At 56.9% G+C, this 24,280-nt stretch carries 23 protein-coding genes; 12 read left to right on the top strand and 11 right to left on the bottom strand.

Annotation, left to right across the window (positions count from 1 at the left end; translation table 11 throughout):
- Positions 1 to 81 precede the first annotated feature (81 nt).
- The 8 genes from Q8Q08_02295 (at position 82) to Q8Q08_02260 (ending at position 8,589) form a co-directional block, all read left to right on the top strand.
- Positions 82 to 1,395 (top strand): TolC family protein, encoded by a 1,314-nt coding sequence (locus tag Q8Q08_02295; GenBank protein ID MDP2652841.1) that lies wholly within the window; start codon positions 82 to 84, stop codon positions 1,393 to 1,395.
- Entirely contained in the window at positions 1,382 to 2,773 is a 1,392-nt protein-coding gene (locus Q8Q08_02290) for an efflux RND transporter periplasmic adaptor subunit (GenBank protein MDP2652840.1), read from the top strand. The genes Q8Q08_02295 and Q8Q08_02290 overlap by 14 nt, the downstream gene beginning before the upstream one ends.
- A gap of 1 nt (position 2,774) precedes the next feature.
- Positions 2,775 to 6,110 carry an efflux RND transporter permease subunit gene (locus tag Q8Q08_02285; GenBank protein MDP2652839.1) on the top strand — a complete coding sequence of 1,112 codons (3,336 nt, stop codon included), beginning with the start codon at positions 2,775 to 2,777 and terminating at the stop codon, positions 6,108 to 6,110.
- 18 nt (positions 6,111 to 6,128) lie between these two features.
- Positions 6,129 to 6,320: a DUF2892 domain-containing protein gene (locus Q8Q08_02280; GenBank protein MDP2652838.1), complete on the top strand. Its 192-nt coding sequence runs from the start codon at positions 6,129 to 6,131 to the stop codon at positions 6,318 to 6,320.
- 34 nt (positions 6,321 to 6,354) lie between these two features.
- On the top strand, positions 6,355 to 6,681 hold the full coding sequence (locus tag Q8Q08_02275; GenBank protein MDP2652837.1) for a YHS domain-containing protein: 327 nt from the start codon (positions 6,355 to 6,357) through the stop codon (positions 6,679 to 6,681).
- Positions 6,682 to 6,693: 12 nt separating this feature from the next.
- Complete coding sequence (locus tag Q8Q08_02270) at positions 6,694 to 7,116, top strand: hypothetical protein (protein MDP2652836.1); 423 nt, start codon at positions 6,694 to 6,696, stop codon at positions 7,114 to 7,116.
- A 79-nt stretch (positions 7,117 to 7,195) separates the two neighbouring features.
- Positions 7,196 to 7,525, top strand: coding sequence for a DMT family protein (locus Q8Q08_02265; GenBank protein MDP2652835.1), 330 nt, complete (start codon positions 7,196 to 7,198; stop codon positions 7,523 to 7,525).
- Between the two features lie 170 nt (positions 7,526 to 7,695).
- Positions 7,696 to 8,589 carry a permease gene (locus tag Q8Q08_02260; protein ID MDP2652834.1) on the top strand — a complete coding sequence of 298 codons (894 nt, stop codon included), beginning with the start codon at positions 7,696 to 7,698 and terminating at the stop codon, positions 8,587 to 8,589.
- 169 nt (positions 8,590 to 8,758) lie between these two features.
- On the opposite strand, the gene Q8Q08_02255 is transcribed toward Q8Q08_02260, so the two are convergent.
- The 3 genes from Q8Q08_02255 to Q8Q08_02245 are packed head-to-tail and all read right to left on the bottom strand — an operon-like array spanning position 8,759 to position 14,036.
- Positions 8,759 to 10,873 carry an MMPL family transporter gene (locus Q8Q08_02255; GenBank protein MDP2652833.1) on the bottom strand — a complete coding sequence of 705 codons (2,115 nt, stop codon included), beginning with the start codon at positions 10,871 to 10,873 and terminating at the stop codon, positions 8,759 to 8,761.
- Complete coding sequence (locus Q8Q08_02250; GenBank protein MDP2652832.1) at positions 10,870 to 12,519, bottom strand: glycosyltransferase family 2 protein; 1,650 nt, start codon at positions 12,517 to 12,519, stop codon at positions 10,870 to 10,872. The genes Q8Q08_02255 and Q8Q08_02250 overlap by 4 nt, the downstream gene beginning before the upstream one ends.
- Positions 12,516 to 14,036 (bottom strand): PEGA domain-containing protein, encoded by a 1,521-nt coding sequence (locus Q8Q08_02245; GenBank protein MDP2652831.1) that lies wholly within the window; start codon positions 14,034 to 14,036, stop codon positions 12,516 to 12,518. The genes Q8Q08_02250 and Q8Q08_02245 overlap by 4 nt, the downstream gene beginning before the upstream one ends.
- A 143-nt stretch (positions 14,037 to 14,179) precedes the next feature.
- Here Q8Q08_02245 and Q8Q08_02240 point away from each other — a divergent pair, with 143 nt between their 5' ends.
- The 4 genes from Q8Q08_02240 (at position 14,180) to Q8Q08_02225 (ending at position 16,844) form a co-directional block, all read left to right on the top strand.
- Positions 14,180 to 15,460: a translocation/assembly module TamB domain-containing protein gene (locus tag Q8Q08_02240; GenBank protein MDP2652830.1), complete on the top strand. Its 1,281-nt coding sequence runs from the start codon at positions 14,180 to 14,182 to the stop codon at positions 15,458 to 15,460.
- 99 nt (positions 15,461 to 15,559) lie between these two features.
- A complete protein-coding gene (locus Q8Q08_02235) occupies positions 15,560 to 15,958 on the top strand; it encodes a hypothetical protein (protein ID MDP2652829.1) in 399 nt (132 codons plus the stop codon).
- Positions 15,959 to 16,297: 339 nt separating this feature from the next.
- A complete protein-coding gene (locus tag Q8Q08_02230; GenBank protein MDP2652828.1) occupies positions 16,298 to 16,504 on the top strand; it encodes a cold-shock protein in 207 nt (68 codons plus the stop codon).
- Positions 16,505 to 16,589: 85 nt separating this feature from the next.
- The gene (locus Q8Q08_02225) at positions 16,590 to 16,844 is read left to right on the top strand and encodes a hypothetical protein (protein ID MDP2652827.1); all 255 of its coding nucleotides are present in this window, start codon (positions 16,590 to 16,592) and stop codon (positions 16,842 to 16,844) included.
- Between the two features lie 206 nt (positions 16,845 to 17,050).
- Here Q8Q08_02225 and phoU read toward each other — a convergent pair whose 3' ends face one another.
- From phoU to Q8Q08_02185, 8 genes are all read right to left on the bottom strand, one after another.
- Positions 17,051 to 17,710 (bottom strand): phosphate signaling complex protein PhoU, encoded by a 660-nt coding sequence (gene phoU, locus Q8Q08_02220; protein ID MDP2652826.1) that lies wholly within the window; start codon positions 17,708 to 17,710, stop codon positions 17,051 to 17,053.
- A 62-nt stretch (positions 17,711 to 17,772) separates the two neighbouring features.
- Entirely contained in the window at positions 17,773 to 18,525 is a 753-nt protein-coding gene (pstB, locus tag Q8Q08_02215) for a phosphate ABC transporter ATP-binding protein PstB (protein MDP2652825.1), read from the bottom strand.
- Positions 18,526 to 18,657: 132 nt separating this feature from the next.
- A complete protein-coding gene (gene pstB, locus Q8Q08_02210) occupies positions 18,658 to 19,419 on the bottom strand; it encodes a phosphate ABC transporter ATP-binding protein PstB (GenBank protein MDP2652824.1) in 762 nt (253 codons plus the stop codon).
- Positions 19,413 to 20,264 (bottom strand): phosphate ABC transporter permease PstA, encoded by an 852-nt coding sequence (gene pstA, locus Q8Q08_02205; protein ID MDP2652823.1) that lies wholly within the window; start codon positions 20,262 to 20,264, stop codon positions 19,413 to 19,415. Before pstA ends, pstB (Q8Q08_02210) begins: the two co-directional genes overlap by 7 nt.
- Positions 20,261 to 21,133, bottom strand: coding sequence for a phosphate ABC transporter permease subunit PstC (gene pstC, locus Q8Q08_02200; protein MDP2652822.1), 873 nt, complete (start codon positions 21,131 to 21,133; stop codon positions 20,261 to 20,263). Before pstC ends, pstA begins: the two co-directional genes overlap by 4 nt.
- A gap of 6 nt (positions 21,134 to 21,139) precedes the next feature.
- Entirely contained in the window at positions 21,140 to 22,018 is an 879-nt protein-coding gene (locus Q8Q08_02195; GenBank protein MDP2652821.1) for a PstS family phosphate ABC transporter substrate-binding protein, read from the bottom strand.
- Positions 22,019 to 22,168: 150 nt separating this feature from the next.
- Positions 22,169 to 23,527 (bottom strand): ATP-binding protein, encoded by a 1,359-nt coding sequence (locus Q8Q08_02190; protein ID MDP2652820.1) that lies wholly within the window; start codon positions 23,525 to 23,527, stop codon positions 22,169 to 22,171.
- Positions 23,520 to 24,221 (bottom strand): response regulator transcription factor, encoded by a 702-nt coding sequence (locus tag Q8Q08_02185; GenBank protein ID MDP2652819.1) that lies wholly within the window; start codon positions 24,219 to 24,221, stop codon positions 23,520 to 23,522. The genes Q8Q08_02190 and Q8Q08_02185 overlap by 8 nt, the downstream gene beginning before the upstream one ends.
- Between the last annotated feature and the right edge of the window lie 59 nt (positions 24,222 to 24,280).

Raw genomic sequence — 24,280 nt, 5'->3', positions numbered from 1 at the left:
TTGGCAGGGGATTCTGTGTGTTTTTCCCATTTTTACGTAGCAGTGAACGCAATTCTCTCTATAATGAAAAAGGATGTCACAATGAAAAGAATAATCCGAATAGGGCTTTTAACCGTTGTCCTTGCGGCTGGTTTAGTGCGGCCGGCTTCGGCTCAAGACGCGGTTACCACTGGCCAGAGGGGGGATGTCCTTGTCGGATTTCTCCAAACGGCCAGGGACAATAATCCCGAGATCAAGGCGGCTTACAATGATTGGAAAGCCGCAGAATTCCGCGTTCCGCAATCGTCCGCGTTACCGGACCCAACGGCCGGGACGGCGGTCATGGGGCGTATGCTCGAAACACGCCTTGGGCCGCAGGAAGAGGTGTACGAATTCGAGCAGATGATCCCGTTCCCCGGGAAGCTCATCCAGAAACGGAAAATGGCCAGGGCCGAGGTCATGGCGGCCGAGGCGCGCTATAAGATGGCTGAACGAGAAGTGGCCGCGAAAGTGACCCAGGCCTACGCCGATCTTGCAGCGCTGGATTACACCCTCCAGGTCACCGAAGAAGTTTATGAGCTCTTAAGGAAATTTGAATCCGCGGCCCAGGCCCGTTATGCCAGCCAGCAGGGGGAGCAGAGGGACGTGGCCAAGGCCCAGGTCGAAGTCTCTGAAGCCCTCAAGCAGTTGTTGACCATCAGGCAGCAGCGCGAAATCCTGGTGTCACTGCTCAACGCCCTGTTGAACCGGGACCCCAAGACCCTGGTGGAACATCTGGCCTTGCCGGTCCGCCCGCAGTTGGCCCACTCCTTGGATGATCTGATTGTTTTGTCGAAATCCAACCGCCCGGAGATCCTGGAAGCGGAGGCCATGAAGGACAGGGAAATCCATGCCAAAGCCCTGGCCGGGATGGAAAACGCCCCGGACTTCACGGTGGGTTTTCAATATTCGCGGATCGGCGAGGGGATGACATCCGATCCCGAGGACGGCCGCGACGCCTGGATGATCCCGCTGAAAGTGACGATTCCGCTCTGGAGAAACCGGATCAACGCTGCAACGCGTGAGGCCCGGGAGAACCTGCGCGCCAACGAGGCGCGGCTGGCCCTCAACGGAAATCTCGCCGATTATGAAATCAAGAACGCCTATTATCAGTTGACGGCGTCGCTGCAGGTCGTGGACCTTTACGAAACCGCGCTCTTGCCGCAGGCCGAGCTCGCGTTCCGTTCCGACCAGGCCGGATACGAGTCCGGGCGCACGGACGTCCTGAATCTGATCGACAGCGAGCGTTCCTATTTGAACGCCAGGATGGCCTATGCCCAGGCCCTGGCCGATTCTGTCAAAAATTTGGCGGCCATTGAACGCGCCGTTGGGGTTGATCTTTCGACCCAGGGAGGAAAATCTGATGTTGAAAAATAAATGGCTGATTTTGATCCTCATCGCCGCGGCGGCCGGCGCGATCTTCGTCCCGCAGGCGTTGCGCAAACCGTCTGCGACGGCGGAAAAAGCGCTGTATTACTGCCCCATGCATCCGGCGGTGACCAGCGACAAGCCCGGCGACTGCCCGATCTGTTACATGAAGCTCATCAAGCGCGAGGAGACAGAAGCGCCCTCCGACGCCCAGAAAGCCCAAAAGATCGCCGCGGATATCTGTGTCATGCACAATTGCCATAAGGCCCACGGCGGCAAGCCGTGCCCGATGATGGTCGTGGCCAAGATGGGAGAGAAGGTGACCTGCCCGGTCTGCGGGACGCATGTTATCGGCGAAAGCGACGAGAAGAAGGAACGCAAAATCCTTTATTGGACCGATCCGATGATTCCCGGTTATAAGTCCGACAAACCCGGGAAATCCCCGATGGGGATGGACCTGGTTCCGGTTTATGAGGAAGATGATTCTTCCTCCCACGAGGGCGCGGCCATTCCCGAAGGTTACGCGGCCATCATGCTCACGCCGCAGAAACAGCAGTTGATCGGGATCCGGACGTCGCCTGTTGAAAAAAAGCATCTGGTGAAAACCATCCGGACCGTCGGGACCGTGGCCCATGATCCGGAATTGTACCAGGCCCAGGCCGAATACATTCAGGCCCTGGCCTCGGTGGAACGCGCCCAACAAAGCTCTATCCCGGAAGTCGCGGAGCAGGCCGAACGCCTGGCCGAGTCCACGCGCATCCGGCTCAAGCACATGGGATTGAGCGAGGACATGATTAAAGATATCTCGACCTGGAAAACCCCTGAGCACAGTTTGCTGTACGCCACCCCGGGAGAGCCGGTGTGGGTCTACGCCAAGGTTTATGAATATGAATTACCGCTAATCAAGATCGGGCAGGAGTTGGTGGTCGAGGCCGCGTCCCTATCGGGGAAGGCGTTCACCGGGCGCATCCGCGCCATTGATCCGATGGTGGAAGAAAATACGCGCACGACCCGGATCCGCGCCGAGGTCGAAGATCCCAGGGGCGAGCTGAAGCCGGACATGTACCTGAATGTTTTCATCCGGATCGACGCCGGGGAAAAATTATCCGTTCCCGTCGAGGCGGTTTTTGACACCGGTTCCAAGAAGATCGTGTTTGTGGACAAGGGCGACGGTATCCTGGAGCCGAGGGACGTTGTCCTCGGCGTCAAGGCGGAAGACGTTTACGAACTGGTGAGCGGCCTGCAGGAAGGGGAATCGGTCGTGACGAGTGGGAATTTTCTCATTGATTCCGAGAGCCGGCTGAAGGCGGCCTTGGACGGCATGGCGTCCGAAGGTGGGGACGAGTCCGGGGGGTCATCCGGGCACAGCGGGCACGGAGGGCAGTGAGATGAACAACAACCTCTCACAGGAAGATTTTCACCCCGGCGCCGAAAAACCTGAGGGTCTTGTTGAGAAGATCATCGGGTTCTCCGCGCGGAACAAGTTCCTCGTCATCCTTCTCGTTGTGGCTGCGATGGTCGGGGCGGTCTGGTCGGTTAAAAACATCCCGCTCGATGCCATCCCGGACCTCTCCGACACGCAGGTCATCATCTACTCCCGCTGGGACCGCAGTCCCGATATCATCGAGGACCAGGTCACGTATCCGATCGTCACGGCCATGCTGGGCGCGCCCAACGTTAAGGCGATCCGGGGGTTCTCGGATTTCGGGTACTCCTATGTTTACGTGATCTTCAAGGACGGGACCGACATCTACTGGGCCCGCAGCCGAACCCTGGAGTATTTGAGCAAGATCAGCTCGCGTCTTCCGGAAGGCGTCAAGACCGAGCTCGGCCCCGACGCCACGGGTGTGGGCTGGGTGTTCCAGTATGCCCTGGTCGACAAGTCTGGAAAGCAGAGCCTGCAGGAACTCCGTAGTTTTCAGGACTGGTATCTGCGCTATCATCTGCAAAGCGTGCCCGGCGTCGCGGAAGTCGCTTCCATCGGCGGGTTCGTGAAGCAATACCAGATCACGGTGGACCCCAACAAACTGCTGGCTTATAACATCCCGATCACAAGCGTTATCGAGGCCGTGCGCAAGGGCAATAAAGAGACCGGCGGCCGGCTCCTGGAATTCTCCGGCGCCGAATACATGGTCCGCGGGCACGGGTATGCCAAGTCGGTCGGTGACCTGGAGCAGATCGTGGTGGACCTCCAGCCCGACGGCACCCCGGTCCTGGTCAAGAACCTTGCGAACGTGGTGATCGGCCCGGACATCCGCCGGGGGCTTTCGGATTATAACGGCGAAGGGGATGTCGTGGGCGGCACGGTCATCATGCGGTCCGGTGAAAACGCTTTGAGCGTGATCAAGCGCGTGAAGGCCAAGATCAAGGACATTGAACCGTCTCTGCCTCCTGGCGTGAAGGTCGACGTGGTCTATGACCGCTCTGAGCTGATCCTGCAGGCGATCGATACCCTCAAGCATCAGTTGATCGAGGAAATGATCATTGTCAGCCTGGTCATCCTGCTTTTTTTGTGGCATTTCCCGTCAGCCGTGATCCCCATTGTCACGATCCCTGTCGCGGTACTGTTGTCCTTCATCCCGCTGTATGGCATGCACCTGACGTCGAACATCATGTCGCTCGCCGGCATCGCGATCTCCATCGGTGTCCTTGTGGACGGCGCGATCGTGGAGGTGGAGAACGCCTACAAACGGCTCGAGCAGTGGATCGAGGGCGGGAGGAAGGGCGATTTTCATACGGTCCGGCTCAAGGCCCTCAAGGAGGTCGGGCCTTCGGTGTTCTTTTCTCTCCTGGTGATCGCGGTCGCGTTCATGCCGATCTTTACGCTGGTGGACCAGGAAGGCCGGTTGTTCAAGCCGCTCGCCTGGGCAAAGAACTTGGCCATGGCCATCGCGGCCATCCTGGCCGTGACACTCGACCCTGCGATGCGGATGCTGTTCACGCGCATGGACCCGATAAAATTGAAATGGCCGTGGGCGTCCAGGGCCGCGACAGCGCTGATGGTTGGGACGTATTATCCGGAGGAGAAACATCCGATCAGCAAACAGCTGTTCCGGTTTTATGAACCCATCTGCCGCTTTGTTTTGAAAAAGCGCAAAGCCACGATCATCACGGCGCTGATCCTTGTTTTGACCACGATCCCTGTTTATTTGCGGCTGGGCAGCGAATTCATGCCGCCGCTCTGGGAAGGGAATCTTTTGTACATGCCGACGACCCTGCCGGGGATCTCTGTCACCGAGGCGCAGAAACTCCTGCAGACCCAGGACAAAATCCTGAAAGGGTTCCCGGAAGTGGAGAAGGTGTTCGGCAAGGCCGGGCGCATCGAAAGCTCGACGGACCCGGCGCCGTTTTCCATGATGGAGACGGTTGTCCTGCTCAAGCCCGAGAGCGAATGGCGCAAGGTCAACCGGTGGTATTCGTGGATGCCGGAGATCCTGCAAAAGCCGTTCCGCCCCGTTTGGCGGGACCGGATCGCGCGTGAGGACCTGATCAATGAAATGGACAGGGCGCTCAAGATCCCGGGCACAAGCAACGCCTGGACCATGCCGATCAAGAACAGGATCGACATGCTTTCGACGGGCGTCCGCACGCCCATCGGCATCAAGATCCTGGGGGACGACATCAAGAAGATCGAAGAGCTGGGGATGCAAGTTGAGACGATCCTGAAAAAGATCCCGGGTACGCGCAGTGCTTACGCCGAGCGTGTCGCCGGAGGGTACTTCCTGGATTTTGACCTGAAGCGGGAAGAATTGGCCCGTTATGGGCTCTCCGTGGACGACGCGCAGATGGTGATCGTGTCCGCCATCGGCGGGGAGGAGATCACCACGACCGTGGAAGGCCGGGAGCGGTATCCGGTCAGCGTCCGGTACCCGCGGGAGATGCGCAACGATATGGAAAAACTCAAACGCGTCCTGGTCCCAACGCCTTCGGGCCAGCATATCCCGCTCGCACAGGTCGCCGACATCGTCCTGCGTTCGGGGCCGGCCATGATCCGCAACGAGAACGGGCTTCTCGCCGGGTATGTCTTTGTGGACATCACCGGCCGGGACATCGGCGGGTATGTGGCCGAAGCCAAGCAGAAGGTGGGCAAGGAGCTGAAACTCCCGGAAGGCTACGGCCTGATCTGGAGCGGTCAGTTTGAGAACATGATCCGCGTCAAGGAACGGCTGAAGGTCGTGATTCCTCTGACGCTGTTCATCATTTGCCTGTTGCTGTATTTCAACACCCGATCCGTCGTCAAGACCGGCATTGTCCTTCTGGCTGTGCCGTTTTCTTTGATCGGCGCTGTGTGGCTGTTGTGGATTCTGGGGTATAATATTTCGATCGCCGTATGGGTCGGGATGATCGCCCTGATGGGACTGGACGCCGAAACCGGTGTCTTCATGCTGCTGTTTTTGGACCTTTCCTACCAGGATGCCGTGAGGAAAGGCCGGATGCGCACCATCGTGGACCTGGAAGAGGCCATCGTCCACGGCGCGGTCAAGCGCGTGCGGCCGAAGATGATGACGGTCATGGCGGCCTTCATGGGTCTTTTGCCGATCATGTGGGCCACCGGCACGGGCGCGGACATGATGAAACGGGTCGCGGCACCCATGGTGGGAGGACTGGTTACGTCATTTGCCCTGGAACTGCTGGTTTATCCTGTGGTCTATTTCATCTGGAAATGGCATTTCGAGATGAAAGAGGGAAAAGCCGCGTGGATCGGGAAGACTGCGGCCACTTAAGAAACGGAGGGGTTTTCTATGGGACGCATCAACAACATGAAGCCCGAGGAACGATTCACCCGCACGGTTTTTGGAGTTATCATGATCCTGGCCGCGTTTGTGAGTTGGGGGAAATGGGTCGTGATGGTACTGGGCGCCTTGTTTCTGGTGTCCGCCTGGCAGGGGTATTGCGTGACCTGCGAGATGTATAAGAATTCTTTGAAGAAGTAAAACAAATCCGAACAAACACGAAGGAGGAGTACAGATGAAAAACGCACTCATGATGATGGCCCTGTTGGCCGTCCTGGCCGTGCCGTCTTTGGCCCTGGCTGAGGAGGGGGAGCACGTCGGCCACGATCACGGCGCAGCGGCGGCGGAAGAGGCCCCTGCGGTCCCGTCCGCAGCCGTGGACGTCGGCAACAAAATCTGTCCGGTGAGCGGGCATAAAATCGGGGGGATGGGGGACCCGGTCAAGTACGAACACCAGGGGAAGGTCTACAACTTCTGTTGCAAGATGTGCCTTACGGATTTCCAGAAGGACCCTGAGAAGTACATCGAGAAGGTCAACGAAGAACTCAAGGGCAACAAGTAAGGAGATCCTGTCATGGACATGCCGATGACGATTCATCCGGTCGCCGTCCATTTCCCGATCGCTCTGTTTGTGGCGGCGGCGGGTGTTGAAATCGGTTCCCGGATTTTTAAGAGCGATGCCTGGCATCGGACAGCCGTGCATCTGTTCATCCTGGGGGCCCTGACAGCGCCGGCCGCCGTTTTTACGGGACTGGGGGAAGAGGAGCGGCTGCATCTGAAGCATCCATTATTGGAAAAACACGAACGGTTGGGGTTTTTGACCACCGGGATCGGGATCGGCGGGCTTGCGGTCCTCTGGTGGCTGAATCGTAACCGCAGACCGATTTTCCGCGTTGTTTTTGTGTTTTTGGTCCTGGCCGCAGCCGCGGCCGCGGTGGCGACCGGCTATTTCGGCGGGCGCATGGTTTATGAGTACGGAGTGGGCGTCGTCCATTGAAACCGAGGGGCGATGTGGTATGGCGATAACTTTATGAACCCCGTCGTTTCAGACTGAACAGAAAGGATGCCGTTGTTCCATGAAGACCATCGCGTTATTAACCGTTTCTAATATTTTTATGACCTTTGCCTGGTACGGGCACCTGAAGTTCAAGTCATCACCGCTGTTCAAGGTCATTTTGATCAGCTGGCTGATCGCGTTTGCGGAATACTGTTTTCAGGTTCCGGCCAACCGCATCGGCCACGCCCATTTCCCCGCGGCCCAGCTTAAAACCATCCAGGAAGTGATAACCCTGATCGTCTTCTGCGTCTTTTCTGTGGCCTATCTGAAGGAAGAACTCAAGTGGAATTATTTTGTTGGGTTCGCCCTGATCATTCTGGCCGTATTTTTTGTTTTTAAAAAATGGTAGAGACCCTTCCCCCGACAGATCCACAGGCCGCAGGCCATCCTTCTTGCTGCCGTCCGGCCTCCGCGGGCCCGGTGTATTCCAGGGCGCTTATTGTCGCATGCGTCTTGGCCGTGTTGTGCGGTTTGTCTTATCTTCTCCCCTTCCTCGAGCCTTTCCGGCACAACCTGTACATGTATCTGCGGACCATCTGGTGGGCCGTGCTTTTGGGGCTGGTCCTCGGAGGGATGCTTGAGCATTTCGTCCCGAAGCAGTATATTTCGCAAGTCCTGGCCCGGCGAAAACGGCGGACGATTTTTTACGCCGTCGGTTTGGGGTTCCTGGCCAGCGCCTGCTGTCACGGGATTTTGGCCCTGTCCATCCAGCTTTATAAAAAAGGCGCGTCCACTCCGGCGGTGGTGGCTTTTTTGCTGGCCAGCCCATGGGCCAATCTGCCCCTGACCCTGATCTTGATCGGATTTTTCGGCGTGGTAAAATCGCTGTATATCATTTTTGCGGCGGTGGCCGTGGCCCTGACGACGGGCATGATCTTTCAGTTTTTGGAATCGAAAAACGGGGTGGACAGGAACCCGAACACGCTGGAGTACGACAGCGCGTTTTCGATCGGGGAGGATTTTTCGCGCCGCGCAAGCGTTTACCGGTTGACGGGGGCCCAGTTCATCAGCGATGTCCGCGGCGTCATGCGAGGGGCCTGGGCGTTGGGAGAGATGGTCCTGTGGTGGATATTGATCGGCATGGGCCTCGCGAGCTTGGCCGGGGCGTATATTCCGGCTCATGTTTTTCAGCAATACATGGGGCCAGGAGTTCTCGGGATGACGGTGACCCTGGGCTTGGCCACGGTCTTGGAGGTTTGTTCGGAAGGGACCGCGCCGCTGGCTTTCGAGATCTACCGCCAGACAGGGGCTTTGGGCAACAGCTTTGTTTTTTTGATGGCCGGGGTCGCGACGGACTACACGGAGATCGGCCTGTTGTGGCACAATGTCGGCCGCAGGACAGCCATCTGGCTTCCCATCATTACGGTTCCCCAGATCATCCTTTGGGGGATTCTCGCTAATAAGATTTTCTAATGAGTCCCAAATTTGCGGAGCCGGGGCGAACGTAAATTTGTCGGACGAACCCACTCGTTTCGTTCAGGATGGTTTGGCCCATCTGGGCCCAAGCATCGCAGGCCCCAGCCGCCTTCCCCTGCAAAGCGGTCAGGGCAGTCGGGGCAATATCCTGCGCTGCGGAAGAGGTCTATTTTTTCCTGAGCCCAAGATTCGTCAGGAAAGGCATGAAAAAGATCGCGGTCAGCGCGGCGATGACCGTGCCGTAAACGACGGCGGCGCCGAACCGCTGGGTGGGGGGAAAAGTCGAAAAGCAGAAGATCCCGAAGCCCATCGCGATAATCAGCATCGAGCCCAGGATCGCTTTCCACAGATGCTGGCGTGTTTTCAGCCAAGCCGCGGTATTGTTTTGGCTTTCTTTCCGGAAACGCCGGAAATTCATTACGGAATGGATCATGGAGTCGATGCCCATGCCGATCGCGATGTTGGCGGCCGGCGCGGCGATGACGTCAAAAGGGATTTTCAGATTTCCCATGGTTCCCAGGATGCTCAGCGCGATGGCCCCGACACTGGCTGTGATGGCCAGGGTCAGTTTGATGGACCGCGAGATGATGAGCCCGATCACCGTGAAGATCAGCAGCAGGTTCCCCAGCCCATAGACCAGGCTTGAAGCGACCAGCTGGGCCAAGCGCCCCTGCAGGATGTAGACCCCGCCCGAGAGTTCCGGCACAAACCCGTGCAGCGACACGATGTCTTTGAGTTCCTCGACCACATCAAGCCGGGACGTTTTTCGCCCGGTCTCCTTCATCCTTAGCAGGAACAATCCGTATTGCCGGTCCTGCGTGACAAAACTGTTGGCGATCCGGCCGAAGTTCGGCTGTTCCAGGATATTGAGCAGCCATTCCCAGGACAGGAAGAAGGCGAACGGCGCCCGCTTGGCCTCGGCCATGATGACCGGCAGAGAGACGATGGTCCCCACCGCCGGATGCCGTTCCAGGTCCGTCTGAAGGTCCCATAATTGTTGATAAGCGCGGCTGCTGTTCAATTTTTCGCCGTTGGACGCCCTCAGCACAATGATGGCGGGGCTGCTTCCGCCGTTGCGGTCGATATAGAGTAATCCCTGGTGGATTTCGCTTTTGGGAGAAAAATACGAGAGAAGACTGGGGTCGGTCTTGATTTTCCTAAGCCCCGGGACCGAAATGACGCACAGCCCTATTAACAGGAAAACAAAAATTTTTTCGTAACGGTTGAAAAGAGCGAAGGAGGACGGTCCGAAACCCGATCTTTGGAGCCCGGGTTTCTGGTGGTTCTGCGTGGACACAAGACGGAGGAACGACGGATACACGCCGTAGGCGCTCATGATCGCCACGAGGGTCCCCAGGGCACCGGAGATCCCCAGTTCGCGCAGCGGTTTGGCCGGGACCAGGAGAAGGCTTAAGAACCCCAATAATGTCGTGACCATGCACCAGAACGAGGCGTGGAACGTCCATCTGACGGCCTTGTTCACGGCCGACTTCGGGTCGCTGTCCTCGATATGCTGCCAATTGTTTGTCAGGAAAACAATGTGCGAGATCGTCAGCACAAAAACGATTGTGGCGAGGTTGGCCGTGAGGATCCCGATGCGGATCTGTAAAAGGTCGGTCAGCACCAGCGTGAGCACGCAGGTCATCAGAGCCGATATGATCGTGCCGGTCAGGATGATCCGGGAGCGGAAGATGAGGCTGATGACGATCCCGAAGGAAACGAGCGCGATCAGGGTGAACATCCGCAAATCGTGCAGGAGGTAGCGCCGGATCAGTTCCGCGATGTAGGGAAACCCGGAAATCTGGACTTGAAAATCTTCGGTGGAGAACGTCCTCGCGATTTCCTCGACCAGGGGAATGTAGTCTTTCGGGGATGTTTCGTCCACCATGACGATCAGATTGCTGGACCGCTGGTCCTCCGATATGAGGAGCCGCCGCCACAGCGGGCTTTTGAGGGCTTCCTGAACGCCGTTGGGCCCATAGGCGAGGCTTTTGAGGCTGGTGACCTGGGGAATGGTGAGCAGCGCCTGGCTTAGCTGTTCGACGCGGTGGAGGTAACCCGTTGAAAAAATGTCCCCCTTGGCGCTGATAATGATCTGGGAATCCGTCCTGGGAAACAACCGGGAGATCATCTTCTCCGACTGGAACTGGGGGTCGTCGCTCGAGAAAAAGAATTTGTCGTCGACCTGTGGCTCGAGGTTGACAAACCGGAACAGGACCAGCAGGGCGAGCGCGGTCAGCGTCAGGAAGCTCAAGGTCTCTTTGGAAACGGGAAGTCTCATGGCGTTTGCGTCTCCTGTTTCCGACGTTTGTCCGCCACCCAGAATTCCATGGGGCGCCCCATCATCATCCGCGTCTGGGCGTCCAGCGCCGGCAGGGCGTTCAGGAACACGAGGATGATTGGAACGGACAGCCATTCCAGGGAGTGGATCAGTTTCATCTTCCAGGAATATTTTCTTTTGCTCTTGGGCATCAACAGCACGCTGAGGACGATGGAAATCAGGAGGGACAGGGTCGCCAGATTGAAGATCGTCCCGGCCACCTGCGGGGCGTTGTAATACATTACTGATTTGGCGAATTCGCCCCTGCCGAAAATGATGGGCAGCCAGCCGATGAATGAAAGCAGAAATCCCCATGTGGCCCAGGACACGTGGCCTTCGAAGAGCTTGACGCTGTGCTTGATCCTGTTGACCAGGGGGATCTCCCTCGCTTGCAGGAAGGCGCGCAGGACGATCGGAAAGTTCTCCACTCCCCAGGCCCACCGCCTTTTTTGCTTGTAAATGCCCCGGGCGGTTTTCCACCAGTTGGCGGCCGCCACGACGTCCATGGAGAGGGTGATATACATGGGCACCGCCTTGTAGTGTCCGTTGAAGTGGATATAGGCCTTCCAGAAGATCGCCGAGTCGTCCGAGATCATGTCCACCGGCCAGTATCCGACGTCGACCAGCGCCTTGAAACTCATGCTGTGGCTGGAAAAGGTGACGAGTCTTTCCGGGTTTGTGGCTTCGATGAGCTGGAAGAACGATGAGCCGGACTCCATGACGCGCGCGAAGCCGGGGACATCCCAGATGTTGTTATGATAGACGGGGATCGGCTGAAAGCTGGCCTGGGTCCGCCGGGGCGTCACCATGAAATGGTAGGTCAGGCACGCGAAATAATTGGGTGGGACGATGGTGTCGGCGTCAAAGCAGGAGACCAGGACGTTTTCCAGCGGGATCTTTTTATCCCGGAGATATTCCGTGACCCGGCGGGCGGCGCAGGTGACATTAGCGCCTTTGACCCTGGCCTCTCCCGGAATGCCATCGGGATGGAGGACCATCATCATGTCAAAGAATTCTTCCCGGTATTGGTTTGCCACGGCCTGGGTGTCTTTCCGGACTTGTTCTGTGGCCCGTTCTTCCACGGCCAGGACAACGATCAGCTGCTTCGGCGGAAAATCCTGGGACGCGAGACTGCGGATCCCGGACTCATAGATGCCCCGGGGCTCTTTGGAAACGGGAATGATCACGACGTGGAAGATGTCCCTCGACAGCGCCGGGAGGTCCCCCGTTGTCCGCAGGGTTTTCAGGTCTTTGCGGTAAAAGTGGCGGGAAATGAATCTCTTCGGCCCGCCGTTTCCCAGGGAAGGAGGACGGCCGTTTTTGATCAGCGCGTCAACGGCGTGGACGCGTTCCACCCAGGGGGTCCGGCTTTCGATGATGAGCCTCGCATAGGACAGCACCAGAAAAATCGTCATGTAAATCAGGCGCAGAAACCAGTAAAAATCGAAGGCGATGATCAGGATGGCCGCGGTGAGAGGCCAGGAAATGGAGAGGATGGTCATTCCGACCAGGATCATCCAGCTTGTCAATCCGGGCAGGATTTCCAGGGCCCGCTGGAGGGCGGCTTGCCGGCCGGACAGGTTTCTGCGGGAGTAGGCAAAGGTCATGGCCCTTCCTCCGGAAGGGGCTCTGTCCCGGCCCCGTGATTTTTTTCTCCGGAACGGGGAAAGGAAAACAGCTCGTAAGGGGGCACAAGCTGGATGCTCATGAGCGTGTGGTCACGGTCGTCGAGATAATAAAGCCGTCCGTTGGTTTCGGAAAAGACGACGGCGCTGTTCCTTTTGACCGTCAACAGTTCCTGGGTCAGCGGCGCTCCCGAGGTCTTGATCTCGCGAAGAAAAATTTTGTCCTGGTCGCGGTACAAGAGATAATCTCCCCTGTTGACCCAGAACGCCTGTTCGATGTTTTTGCCGTTGATCTCCAGCCACGTCACCCACAGCTCCTTGTCGAAAAGTTTTTCCGCGGAGGGCCTGGAAAATTCGACAAGTCCGATCTTGCGGTCGGTCCAGAACGCCAGCCGTTTGGTGGGGGCGTCAAACGCGAAGCCCCGGACACCGGTTTCTTCCAGCCGGTAAGGGAGGCGGTTGGAAAGGAGCTCTCCTTTTTCCCCGAGCATGACGATGACGTCGTCGGCAAGGACATGGATGTCAAACCGGACATCTTTCTCGATGTCCCCGAAGACCGGCCGGGTGTCCCGGAGGATGATGTCCTGAGCCGTGCCCTCGAAATCCATCTTGATGAATTCGTTGTTCTCGGTCAGGGCGTAGATCCTCTGCCGGAAGAGGCCGAATCCCCGGATCCCTTCCGCAAGCTTTGGAAAGACCGCGCTGGTGCTGATATCCAAGCGGTGCAAGATGGATCCCTCGCTGAGAAAGATATTTTGGGGATCTTCCGGATCCCAGGATATCCCATCGGGTTTTTGGAGGAATAAATTCGAGACATCCCTCATGACCGGCGGTTTGGGTTTGAGATCAAACCAGAGAAAGTGTTCCTGCCCTTTATAGACGGCATGGGCCAGGAGGCAGGAACTGTCCCGGGCTGTCACAAGAGACAGGATCTTGGCGTCGCCGTAGGGGGAGTGGGAAACGGTCAGCGGGATCAGGGCGGTCCCGTCCGGGACGCCCGCCTGGGGCGGCATGGCCGGCTCGGGCTTGCCGCTTGTCGCGCGGAAAATGGTGCAGTCTTTGAGCAGGGGGCCCTGTCTTATAAGGAACAAGGATCCATTGGCAACGGGAAGCAGCGTCTCAAAGGCCCGCAGATCCAGTAACCGGGCGTCCCAGCGCTCGGGGATGAGGATGATGTTTTCCAGGACGGTCGCTTTCTCTTTTTCCACGGAGACGATCTTTTGCCAGGGGCGGTAATTTTTCAGTTCGACTTTCAGGGAATACTGGCCCGGGGGGAGATTGCGGATCATGGTTGGTGTTTTCTGGGGATAACGGTACCGGCTCAGATAGACCCGGGCTCCGGGCGGGAGGGTGGAAAGGTAGACCAACCCGGTCTTGACGATGTTCTGTCGGTGCTGCGGGGATATGACGATCCCCAGAGTGTTCAGGATAATGAGGGGACAGAAAATCACATACGCCAGGCAAAAGAGGATGAAAAGGATTCGTCTCAACAGCATCATGGCCAAACTCTCCGTCAGCAAGAAGGGCGCGGATAATAAACGCCTCTATCATAAAGAATTATGAGTGCAGAGTCAAGGCATGGTCAGCGCGCCATAATTTTATCGAACCAAGGGGCGGGTTTCTGTTAAAATGTCTCTGTCCCATGAAAAAGAAGATTTTTATTATTTCTATTTTAATCATTCTTTTCGCAAGCGGCATCCTGGCCTGGGCCGGCCTTTGCACGACCCCGGGCGCCCGTTTGCTGGCGGAGTATTTGGTCCCTGCCGCGACCGGATACGGACGGTTGAGCATCGGCAGAGTCGAGGGGACCGTTGTCCGGGGACTTAATCTTAAAAATGTTAAGATCACTCACCTCCGCGGCTTTCCTCCCGGAAGCGTTCTCGCTATCAAGACTGTGTTTTTAGACCCGGTCCTGTGGGGTTCCCGGCGTCTGGTCCTGGAGGTCGTTGACGGCCGTTTGTCGCTGCCCCGGTCTTCCGAACCGGTTGTGATTTTTGGAAAAGTGGACGATGGCCGGGTGGATTTTGATATTTACGGCCGGAGTTTGGATGCCCAGGATATTATGTCCTTTTTCCCGCGGGCAACGGCGTTCAAGCGCCTGTCCGGGACCCTGACGGAAGTCGATCTGCATCTTGAAGGCACGGCCGCCGAATTTTTCATCACGGGCAGCGGGTTTTTCGAAAAATTACTCCACAAAGGATTTCTCCTTGAGGACTGCCCGGCCCTTGTGAATGTGAAACTCGTGAATCCGCGGCGGTCGCCGGAACTTTACGGTGAAGTCTTTCTGGAGAGCGGTGTCGTGCGGTCCAAACGGATGAAAGTTTACCTGGACCCCAGCAAGATCCGGTATGACGGCAACCCCCAAACGCCAGTCCTCGATCTCAAGGGACATGCTGCCGTTGCGCAGACCGACATCAAGATCTCCCTGCGGGGTTCGCACAAAAAACCGGAGATGTTCTTGTCGTCTCAGCCGCCGTTGCGGCAGGAGATCCTGCTGTTGATGCTGGTCACCGGCAAGGGCTGGAAGGGCCTGGAGGAATCGGCCGGGCGGGGCGCCATCAGCCCGGATCTGGCCGGTGATTTCGTGGATTATATTTTTCTCGGAGGCTCTGGCAGCCGGCTGGCCCAGCAATTGGGGATCAGCGACGTGTCTTTGACCTATGACCAGAGCAAAAAAGGCCTTGAAGTCAGGAAAGACATTTTCGGGAAGATGAAGGTCGGCTACGGGATCGAACAGGAATTGGAGTCCTCCCAGTCCGCCACGGTCAGCCAGAAGATGGGAGGAGAGTATCAAGTGACGGATGAGGTCTCGGTGGGCGTTGAGAGGGAGATCAAGCAGTCCTATGATCCGAATACAAGTGAGAAAACGGACGTCCCAGCGGAGGACGACAAGGTGCTCCTGAAATATCAGAAGCGTTTTTGACGGCGATTTTTTTATACGCGTTTACGGCCGTGATGGTAAAATAGTTGCGTTTCCTGGCGGAATGCCTGTCCCTCAACCTGCACCAAAGGAGAGTTCGTTATGATCCCGTGGATAGGAAGATCAGGTCGTGTCGTGCTCGCGGGCGTTTGGCTCGCGGCTTTGGTCCCCGTTCTTCAGGCGCAGCCGTTTGATGAAGACGTCCAGTATGCCTTCGGCGCGGTCGTGAAGGCCTCGGCGGAGCGGCTGACGGTCCTGGAGTACGATTATGACAAGGACCAAGAAGTGGAGATCTCTTACGCGGTAAGCCCGGAGACAAAATTGATCCGTCTGACCGCCCTTGCGGAACTCACTTCTGAAGATGTTGTGGATGTTTATTATAAGGAAACCGGGGGGCAGAGGGCCGCTGTCATGATCGCCAAGGAAGAACCTCTGGAAGAAGAGTCTGAGGCCGAGAACGAGGACGGGCCGCCGGTTGATGAGGGGACGGTTTCGGAATAGCGGACTCCACGGCACCTCCCGGGATCCGGCGTCCGGACAACCCTTTGCTTGCAGATGGGACAGCGCAAAAACGGAATGGCAGTTGACAAACCGGGGAGGGAATGTTAGTCTTATATCAAGTCAGTTAAAGGAGTGGAAATTTCAGGATGTTGCACAGAAGAACCGCAAGCTATGTTTTCGTAAACCCAAAGCTTGCGGATTTTTTTTGTGCATCACAGCCCCTGGAGTTTCCTAAAGAACAGGGGCCTTCACATGGCTAAGGGATTCTTTGCGGCTTTGAGGCCCGGAACGCTGATTTCCAAATGGTTTGGAAATATCAGTCAGAAGGGAGCCAAAAACATGGTCAAAGGCAAAGTGAAGTGGTTCAACAACAAAAAGGGTTACGGCTTCATTTCCTCGGAAAGCGGCGAAGACGTCTTCGTGCACTTCAGCGAAATCCAGGGAGCAGGGTATAAGTCCCTCGATGAAGGCCAGGAAGTTGAATTCGAGGTGGAGAAGGATTCCAAGGGCCTCAAGGCCAAAAAAGTCAATAAAGTCGGCGGATAGTCAGCGCATCGCCGTTTTTCCAATGGCATCCCGGGAGGCGGGGGCCGCAAAGCTTGGCAGTCTCCCGTTTCCCTTTATATTTCCTATGATCAAACCTGAGCTCCTCAAAATCCTCGTTTGTCCTGAAAGCCACCAGGATCTCGAACTTGCGCCGCAGGCGCTGGTGGACAGGATCAATGCGCTTATCCCCCAGGGAAAGGTCGTCAACCGTGCCGGCAAGGCCGTAACGGAGAAAATCGACGGCGGCCTGACCCGCAAGGACGGGAAATATGTCTATCCCGTCCGGGGCAGCATCCCGATCCTCCTGATTGACGAGGCCATCCCCGTTTCTTCTTTTTAGCCTCAGCTGCCCTCATCGCTTTTTAGGGCAACCCGGCTGGGGCCTTCCGTCCGCACGTATGGCTTACGTCGCCTATGGCTCTGTAAGTCACATGTCAGGCACATTCCCTCTGCTCCGTCACCGCTCGCCCGCAGGCTCGCTCACATGTGGCAGGGTTAATTCGCACAGAGACTTGCGTTCACTTCGTTCCGCAAGTCGCGTGCTCATTAATCCGTGATATGGTGTTTGATGATTTTGCCGTCGACCATGTAGATCACATCTTCGCAGATGTTGGTCGAATGGTCGCCGATGCGTTCGAGGTTTTTGGCGACAAGGATCAGGTCGATGACACGCTCGACCTCGGGCTGGTCCTCGGGCTTGCACTTGAGGAGTTCCATGAAGATTTCATGGTTGAGGTCGTCCACTTCGTCGTCCCGTTTGCAGACCTGGTAGGCAAGCTGGGAGTCCTTGTTGACGAAGGCGTCCAGGCTGTCCTTGAGCATCTGCTGGGTGGCCGTGGCCATCTTGGGGATGTCGAGGCGCAGTTTGAGAGGGGGGACTTTGATCAGGTCCAGGGTCCTTTCGGCTATGTTGACGCCGAGGTCCCCGATCCGTTCCAGGTCGTTGGTGATCTTCATGGCCGAGGTGATGAAGCGCAGGTCGCCGGCGGTCGGCTGATAGAGGGCCAGGAGCTTCAGGCACAGGTCATCGACCTCGATCTCCAGCATGTTGATCGCATCGTCCGATTTGATGACCCGGTAAGCCAGGTTGGAATCCCTGTCCAGCAGGGCCTTGGTAGCTGAGCCGATGCACTCCTCCACCAGGCCGCTCATCCGCAACAGCTTTTCCTTGAGGTTTTTCAGCGCTTCGTCAAAATGTCTTTCCATCGGTTCCCGATCCTTCCCTGTTAAGAGTAGGTCAATAGTTTACAACATTTTCCCTGATTTTGCTATCCGAACCTTCCGGTGATGTAGTCGTGGGTCTTCGGGTCCCGGGGCATCATGAAAATGTCTTTGGTCGGCCCGAATTCGACCAGCTCCCCCAAGAGCATGAAACCGGTGTCATCGGAAACCCTGGCGGCCTGTTGCATGTTGTGGGTCACGATGATGATCGTGTAGTTCTTTTTCAGGACCCACATCAGCTCTTCGATCTTTTCCGTGGCGATCGGATCGAGGGCCGAGCACGGTTCGTCCATGAGCAGGACCTCCGGCTTGATCGGCAGGAGCCGCGCGACGCACAGCCGCTGCTGCTGTTCCAGCGAGAGGTTCAGGGCGTTGGAGTTCAGCTTGTCTTTCAGTTTGTCCCAGAGCAGGACCGCCTTTAAGCATTCCTCGACGATCCGTTCATAGTCTTTTTTGTTCGCCGTCTTGTGGATTTTGGGGGCGAAGAGGATGTTTTCGGCGATGCTCAGGGGAAACGGATTGGGCCGCTGGAAGACCATTCCGACTTTTTTGCGCAGGTTCACCAGGTCTGTTTGGGGGGCAAGAATATTTTCCCCGTCTATGAGGATGTCCCCCTCAACCCGGACACCCTCGATGAGATCGTTCATCCGGTTCAGGGTGCGCAGAAAGGTGGACTTGCCGCAGCCCGAGGGGCCGATCAGGGCGGTGATGTAGTTTTCCCGGATATCGACCGTGACGTCCTTGAGGGCGTGGAAGTCGCCGTAGTAGAGGTTCAGGTTTTTTGTTTCGACGATGGGCATATGGTATTGGCTTCTGCTATACGCGTTTTTTGTCTCATTATTCCCGCATGATTTGCTGACGCAAATCACAACTGCGGGACTAATTCGCCCAGCACATTTACGTTCGCTGTCGCTCCGTAAATGTGGGGCTCATTAGCCGAAACGTCCGGATATATAATCATTCGTTCTCTTATCCGCGGGGTTGGTGAACATTTTTTCCGTCTTGTCGATCTCCACCATCTCTCCCATGAGGAAGAACGCGGTCCTGCCGCTGACCCGCGCGGCCTGTTTGGTATTGTTGGTGACCAGGATCTGCGTGTATTTCTTTTTGAAACGCAGCATGGCTTCTTCGATCTTGGCCGTGGAGATGGGGTCCAGCCCCGAACAAGGTTCGTCGTAAAGGATGATGTCCGGTTCAACGGCCAGGGTCCGGGCCAGGCAGAGCCGCTGTTGCTGTCCGCCGGAAAGCTTCATCCCGTAAGTGTGGAGACGGTCCTTGACCTCGTCCCACAGATAGGCTTCCCTGAGGGTACTCTCCACGATCTCGTCCAGCCGTTTTCTGCTGTTGATGCCGTGGCGGCGGGGGCCGTAGACGACATTCTCATAGATGCTCAAGGGCAGGGGGATTGGCAAGGCGAAGACCATGCCCACGCGTTTGCGCAGGAGGCCGATGTCGATGTCCTTGTAGATATTTTGTCCGTCAAGAGTGAGGGTTCCGTTCATGCGGAAGGACGGGCTGAGGTCGTTGAGCCGGTTCAGAGTTCGCAAGAACGAGCTTTTGCCGCTGTTGGCCGGGCCGATGATCCCGAGGATCTCATTTTCAAAAACGCTGAGGTTCACGGAGCGGAGGGCCTGGGAGTCCCCGTACCAGAGGTTGAAATCCGTGACCTGTATTTTGATTTTTCCGTCTACCATTTTTTCATCTTTCGGAACTGGGACCGGACCACGATGGCCACGGCGTTCATCGAAAGCACCATGACCAGCAGGACCAGGGCCGTGGCGTAACGGATATCCTGGCTGACGTTCGGCACCTGGGTCGAGATGACGTAGAGATGATACGGGAGGGCCATGGCCTGGTCGAAGATGGATTCCGGCAGTTTGGGCAGATAAAAAGCGGCCACCGTGAACAGGATCGGCGCGGTTTCTCCGGCCGCGCGGCTGACCGCCAGGATAACGCCGGTGAGGATTCCCGGCAGGGCGTGGGGGAGGACCGAATGGCGGATTGTCTGCCATTTGCTTGCCCCCAGTGAAAGGCTCACTTCCCGGAAAGCCTGCGGCACGCTGTCGAGCGCCTCTTTGGTCGTCGTGATGATGATCGGCAGGACCATGATCGCCAGCGTCAGCGAACCGGCCAGCAGCGATGACCCGAATTTGCAGAACATGACGAACATCCCTAGCCCGAAAAGCCCATAGACGACCGACGGAACTCCGGCCAGGTTGATGATCGCCAGTTTGATGAGCCGGGTCAGCATGTTGTCCCTGGCGTATTCCGTCAGATAGATCGCGCCCAGCACGCCCAGCGGCAGGGCGAAGGCCAAGGTCCCGATCACCAGATAAACCGTTCCGACGATCGCCGGGAAGATGCCGCCGGCCCGCATGCCGTCTTTGGGCATGGCCGTGAGGAATTCCCAGGAGATGGCGCTGATGCCTTTTTGGATGATGATGAAGATAATGAAAATGACCGGGAGAATGACCAGGACGTTCGCGAGGAACAGCAGGGAAAAAGCGATTTTTTCGGATCTGTGGGGGTTGTGGCTCATTTGATCTTCCGGTTTACGGCGAAGTCCGCGATCAGATTGATGATAAACGTGATGATGAAGAGGACGATCCCGATGGCAAACAGGGCATGGTAATGGGTACTCTCGCGCACGGTTTCTCCCATCTCGGCCGCGATGGCGGCCGTCAGGGTTCTGGCCGGCTGGAAAATGGACTGGGGGATATGCGTGGCGTTTCCGGTGATCATCATCACGGCCATGGTTTCGCCGATCACCCGGCCGATGCCGAGCATCACCGCGGCCACGATGCCCGTGGACGAGGCGCGCAGGATCACCCTCCAGATCGCCTGCCAGCGCGTGGCTCCGAGGGCGAGCGCGGCCTCCTTGTATTTCCGCGGGACAGCCGTGATCGCGTCCTCGGCGATGCTGACGATCGTCGGCATCGCCATGAAGGCCAGCATGATCGACCCGGAAAACGCGGTCAGTCCGGTCGGCAGATTCAGGAGGTTTTTAGCCAGAGGGACGATGGTGGTCATGCCGATAAATCCCAGAACCACGCTGGGGATGGCGGCGAGAAGCTCCACGCCGGATTTCAGGATTTCCTTGATGCGGGGGGACGCGATCTCCGCGATGTAGACGGCGCTGGCGATCCCCAGCGGTACGGAGATCAGGGTCGCGCCGAGCGTCACATAAAACGACCCGACGATCAACGGGAGGATCCCGCATCGGGGCGGGTCGGAAATGGGATACCAGTGCCGTCCGAACAGAAAGTCCGGCAAGGACACGGTTTTGAACAGCGACAACCCTTCCTTGAGAAGGAAGCCCAGGATCAGGACGACAAAAACGATCGAGGTCACCCCGCAGGCCAGGATGGCTTTTTCAATGACGGCTTCTTTGATTTTTTTGATGTTCATGGCCGGTTAAAGGACGGGGACAAAATCGATCTCTTTGACGATCTGCTGCCCTTCTTCGCTTTTGATGAACTCGATCATGTCTTTGACAAGGCCCTGGGACTCGCCGTTGATGTACATCAGCAGGGGCCGTGAAATGTAGTATTTCCCTTTTTGGATGTTTTCGATCGTCGGCAGATAGTATTCGCTCTGGGCGTCCCGGGCGATGGGCAGGATTTTCTGGGTCGGGTTGGAATATCCGATGCCGAAATAGCCGATGGCGTTGGGGTTCTGGGCTATCTCATCGGCGATGGCCTGCGACGACGGCATCAGGAGGGAGCCTTCATCGAATTCCTCTGTGCCCTTGGCGTCGCCCTTGCGCAGGACATGTTCTTTGAAGTACAGGTGCGTGCCGGAATTGAGTTCGCGGGACAGCAGGACGATCGGCCGGTCTTCGCCCCCGATCTCTTTCCAGTTGCGGATCTTGCCGGTGAAGATGTCCGCCACCTGGTCAATGGTCAACCGGCTGACGGGATTTTTAGGGCTGACGGTGACGGCGATCCCGTCCAGGGCAACGGTCATTTCCTTTGGATCGATGTTCTTCTTCTTGGCTTCTTCAACTTCTTTTGCTTTGATCTCCCGGGAGGCGATGGCGATGTCGCAGGTCCCGCTCAAAAGCGCGGCAAACCCAGTTCCGGAACCTCCCCCGGTGACAGCCACCAAAACATCCGGGTGGTCGGCCATATAACGCTCCGCCCAGGCCTGGACAAGATTGACCATGGTGTCCGACCCTTTGATCTGGATCGAATGTTGGGATGCCCCGGAAGAATGAGAAGATTCTCTGCCGCCGCAGGAGGCGAGCAGGAAAATCAGGGGGATGAACAAGGCATGGGAAGTGGGGGAGCGCATATTAATCAATATTTAATTGTATCTTAATAGATTAAAATGCGATTAAGGAATTATTAAGATTATGTTAAATGTGACGATATCTGTAAACCTATTAAATATATGCTTTTGTGAAGCTTTAGATTTTTGGCGGGGATTAAATGATGGTTTTTTTCAGGCGATCGGCAGGAAAACAGAAAAGACCGAACCTTTGTCGGGTTCGCTCTGCACTGTGACGTTGCCATTGTGGATTTGGAGGATGTGTTTGACAATCGAGAGCCCGAGTCCTGTTCCGCCCATTTCCCGGGAACGGCCTTTGTCCACACGGTAGAAACGCTCAAAGACACGGGGCAGATGCTCCGGGGCGATCCCTATTCCGGTGTCCGTGAAATGGACGCGGACATAATCGTTTTCCCTGTGGGCCGCGATCTCGATTGAGCCATCGGGGGGAGTAAATTTAATGGCATTGTCCAGGAGATTCACAAAGGCCTGCTCGATCTTGACGCGGTCCACAAGAACAGGTGGCAGGTCGGCCGGGATCCGGACCCTGATTTTGGGGCCGTGCTTTTCCAGTTGATCTTTATAAAGGTGCAGGACGGATTCCATCATCAGGTGAACGGGTGTTTTTTCCAGGTTGAGTTTGATCTCGCGTGTTTCGAGATTCGAGAGACTCAGAAGGTCATTGACCAGGTATTCCAGCCGCTGGGCGTGTTCCTGGATGATGGAAATGAATCTGCGGGCGGCATCTTTGTCATCCAGGGCGCCGTCCAGGAGGGTCTCGGTGAAGCCCTTGATCGTGGTGAGCGGTGTCTTCAGCTCGTGGGAGACGTTGGCGACAAACTCGGAGCGCATCCGGGCCAGCCGTTTGAGTTCGGTGACGTCGTGAAATACGGCAACGATGCCGGCCAGTTCTCCCTCATCGGAGAAGATCGAAGAGACCTGCATGGAAAATTGGCGCTCGGCCGGGGTGATGATCGAAACGTCTTTTTTTACCGAGTGCTTATGGGTCAGGGCTTCGCGCAGCAGGGTGTTGATCTCTTCGTTGCGGATGATTTCCCAGTACGGCCGGCCGATGGCATCTTTGGTCCGCAGGTCCAGCATGAGATCAAGGGGGTTGTTCAGAAGCAGGACGCGCTCGTCGCGGCCGATGACAAGGACGCCCTCGACCATGCTGGACAGGATGGTCATCAATTCGTTTTTGTCCCGCATGATCCGCCGGATTTTGCCCTGCAGTTCGTCGGAAACCTGGTTGAGCTGCTGGGCCAGGTCGCGCAGCTCGTCCCGGCGGGAGAGGTCAAATCGGTGGGTGAAGTCGCCCTGGCTCATGTTGGCGGCGGCTTTTTGCATCTGACGGATGGGGCGCAGGAGGATTTTGCCGATAATGACCCGCAAAAGCGCGGCCATGAACAGGCCGGCCAGGAGAAATGCCGTGTAATGGAACGAGGGGACACCGATCAGGGCCCCGAGCCCGGCGAGGCAGAGCCAGATCACGCCCACCATGACAACAAAGAGTCTGTCGAAGATTTTATTCATGCCCCTCGTGGATGTCCTTGAACCGGTATCCGACCCCGCGGACCGTTTCGATGTAATCCGCGGCTTTCTGGAGTTTTTTGCGCAGCCCGCGGATGTGGACGTCGACCGCGCGGTCAATGATGTATTTGCCCTCTTTCCAGACCTTGTCCATGATTTCGTCGCGGCTGAACACCCGCCCGGGGTGGCGGGAGAGGAACTCCAGGATGTTGAACTCGATCGTGGTCAAATCCACGGGTTTTCCCTGCCAAAGGACCTTGTGTTTGGGGATGTCGATGACAAGGTCCTCGATGCTGCGCACCTCCGCGGGCCGCGGTTTTTCCGAAGACCGGCGCAGGAGGGCCTTGATGCGGGCGAGGAGGACCCTGGGGCTGAAGGGCTTGGTCACATAATCGTCGGCCCCGACCTGGAGCCCTACGATGACGTCGGATTCCTCACTTTTGGCCGTCAGCATGATGATCGGGATGTTTTTCGTCTTGTTGTCCTGCTTGATCAACCGGCAGGTCTCCAGCCCGTCCATGCCGGGGAGCATCAAGTCCAGGATGATCAGGTCCGGAAGGTCCCGTTCCAGGGTCTTGATCCCGTCTTCGCCGGTGCGGGCGGCGGTGACCTGGTAGGCCTCCCGCTCGAGGTTGTATTGGACAAGTTCCGCGATGTCTTTCTCGTCCTCAACGATCAGGATTTTGGCTTTGCGCATGGTGTCCCTTTCTGCGATGATTCTTATTATACTTCAAAACCGCGCCGCGGCATCAAGAA

It is taken from the genome of Candidatus Omnitrophota bacterium, from assembly GCA_030688425.1.
Taxonomy (GTDB): Bacteria; Omnitrophota; Gorgyraeia; order Zapsychrales; family JANLHA01; genus JAUYIB01.
The sequence above is the reverse complement of the archived record's forward strand: the minus strand, read 5'-3'. Positions and strand labels throughout refer to the sequence as shown.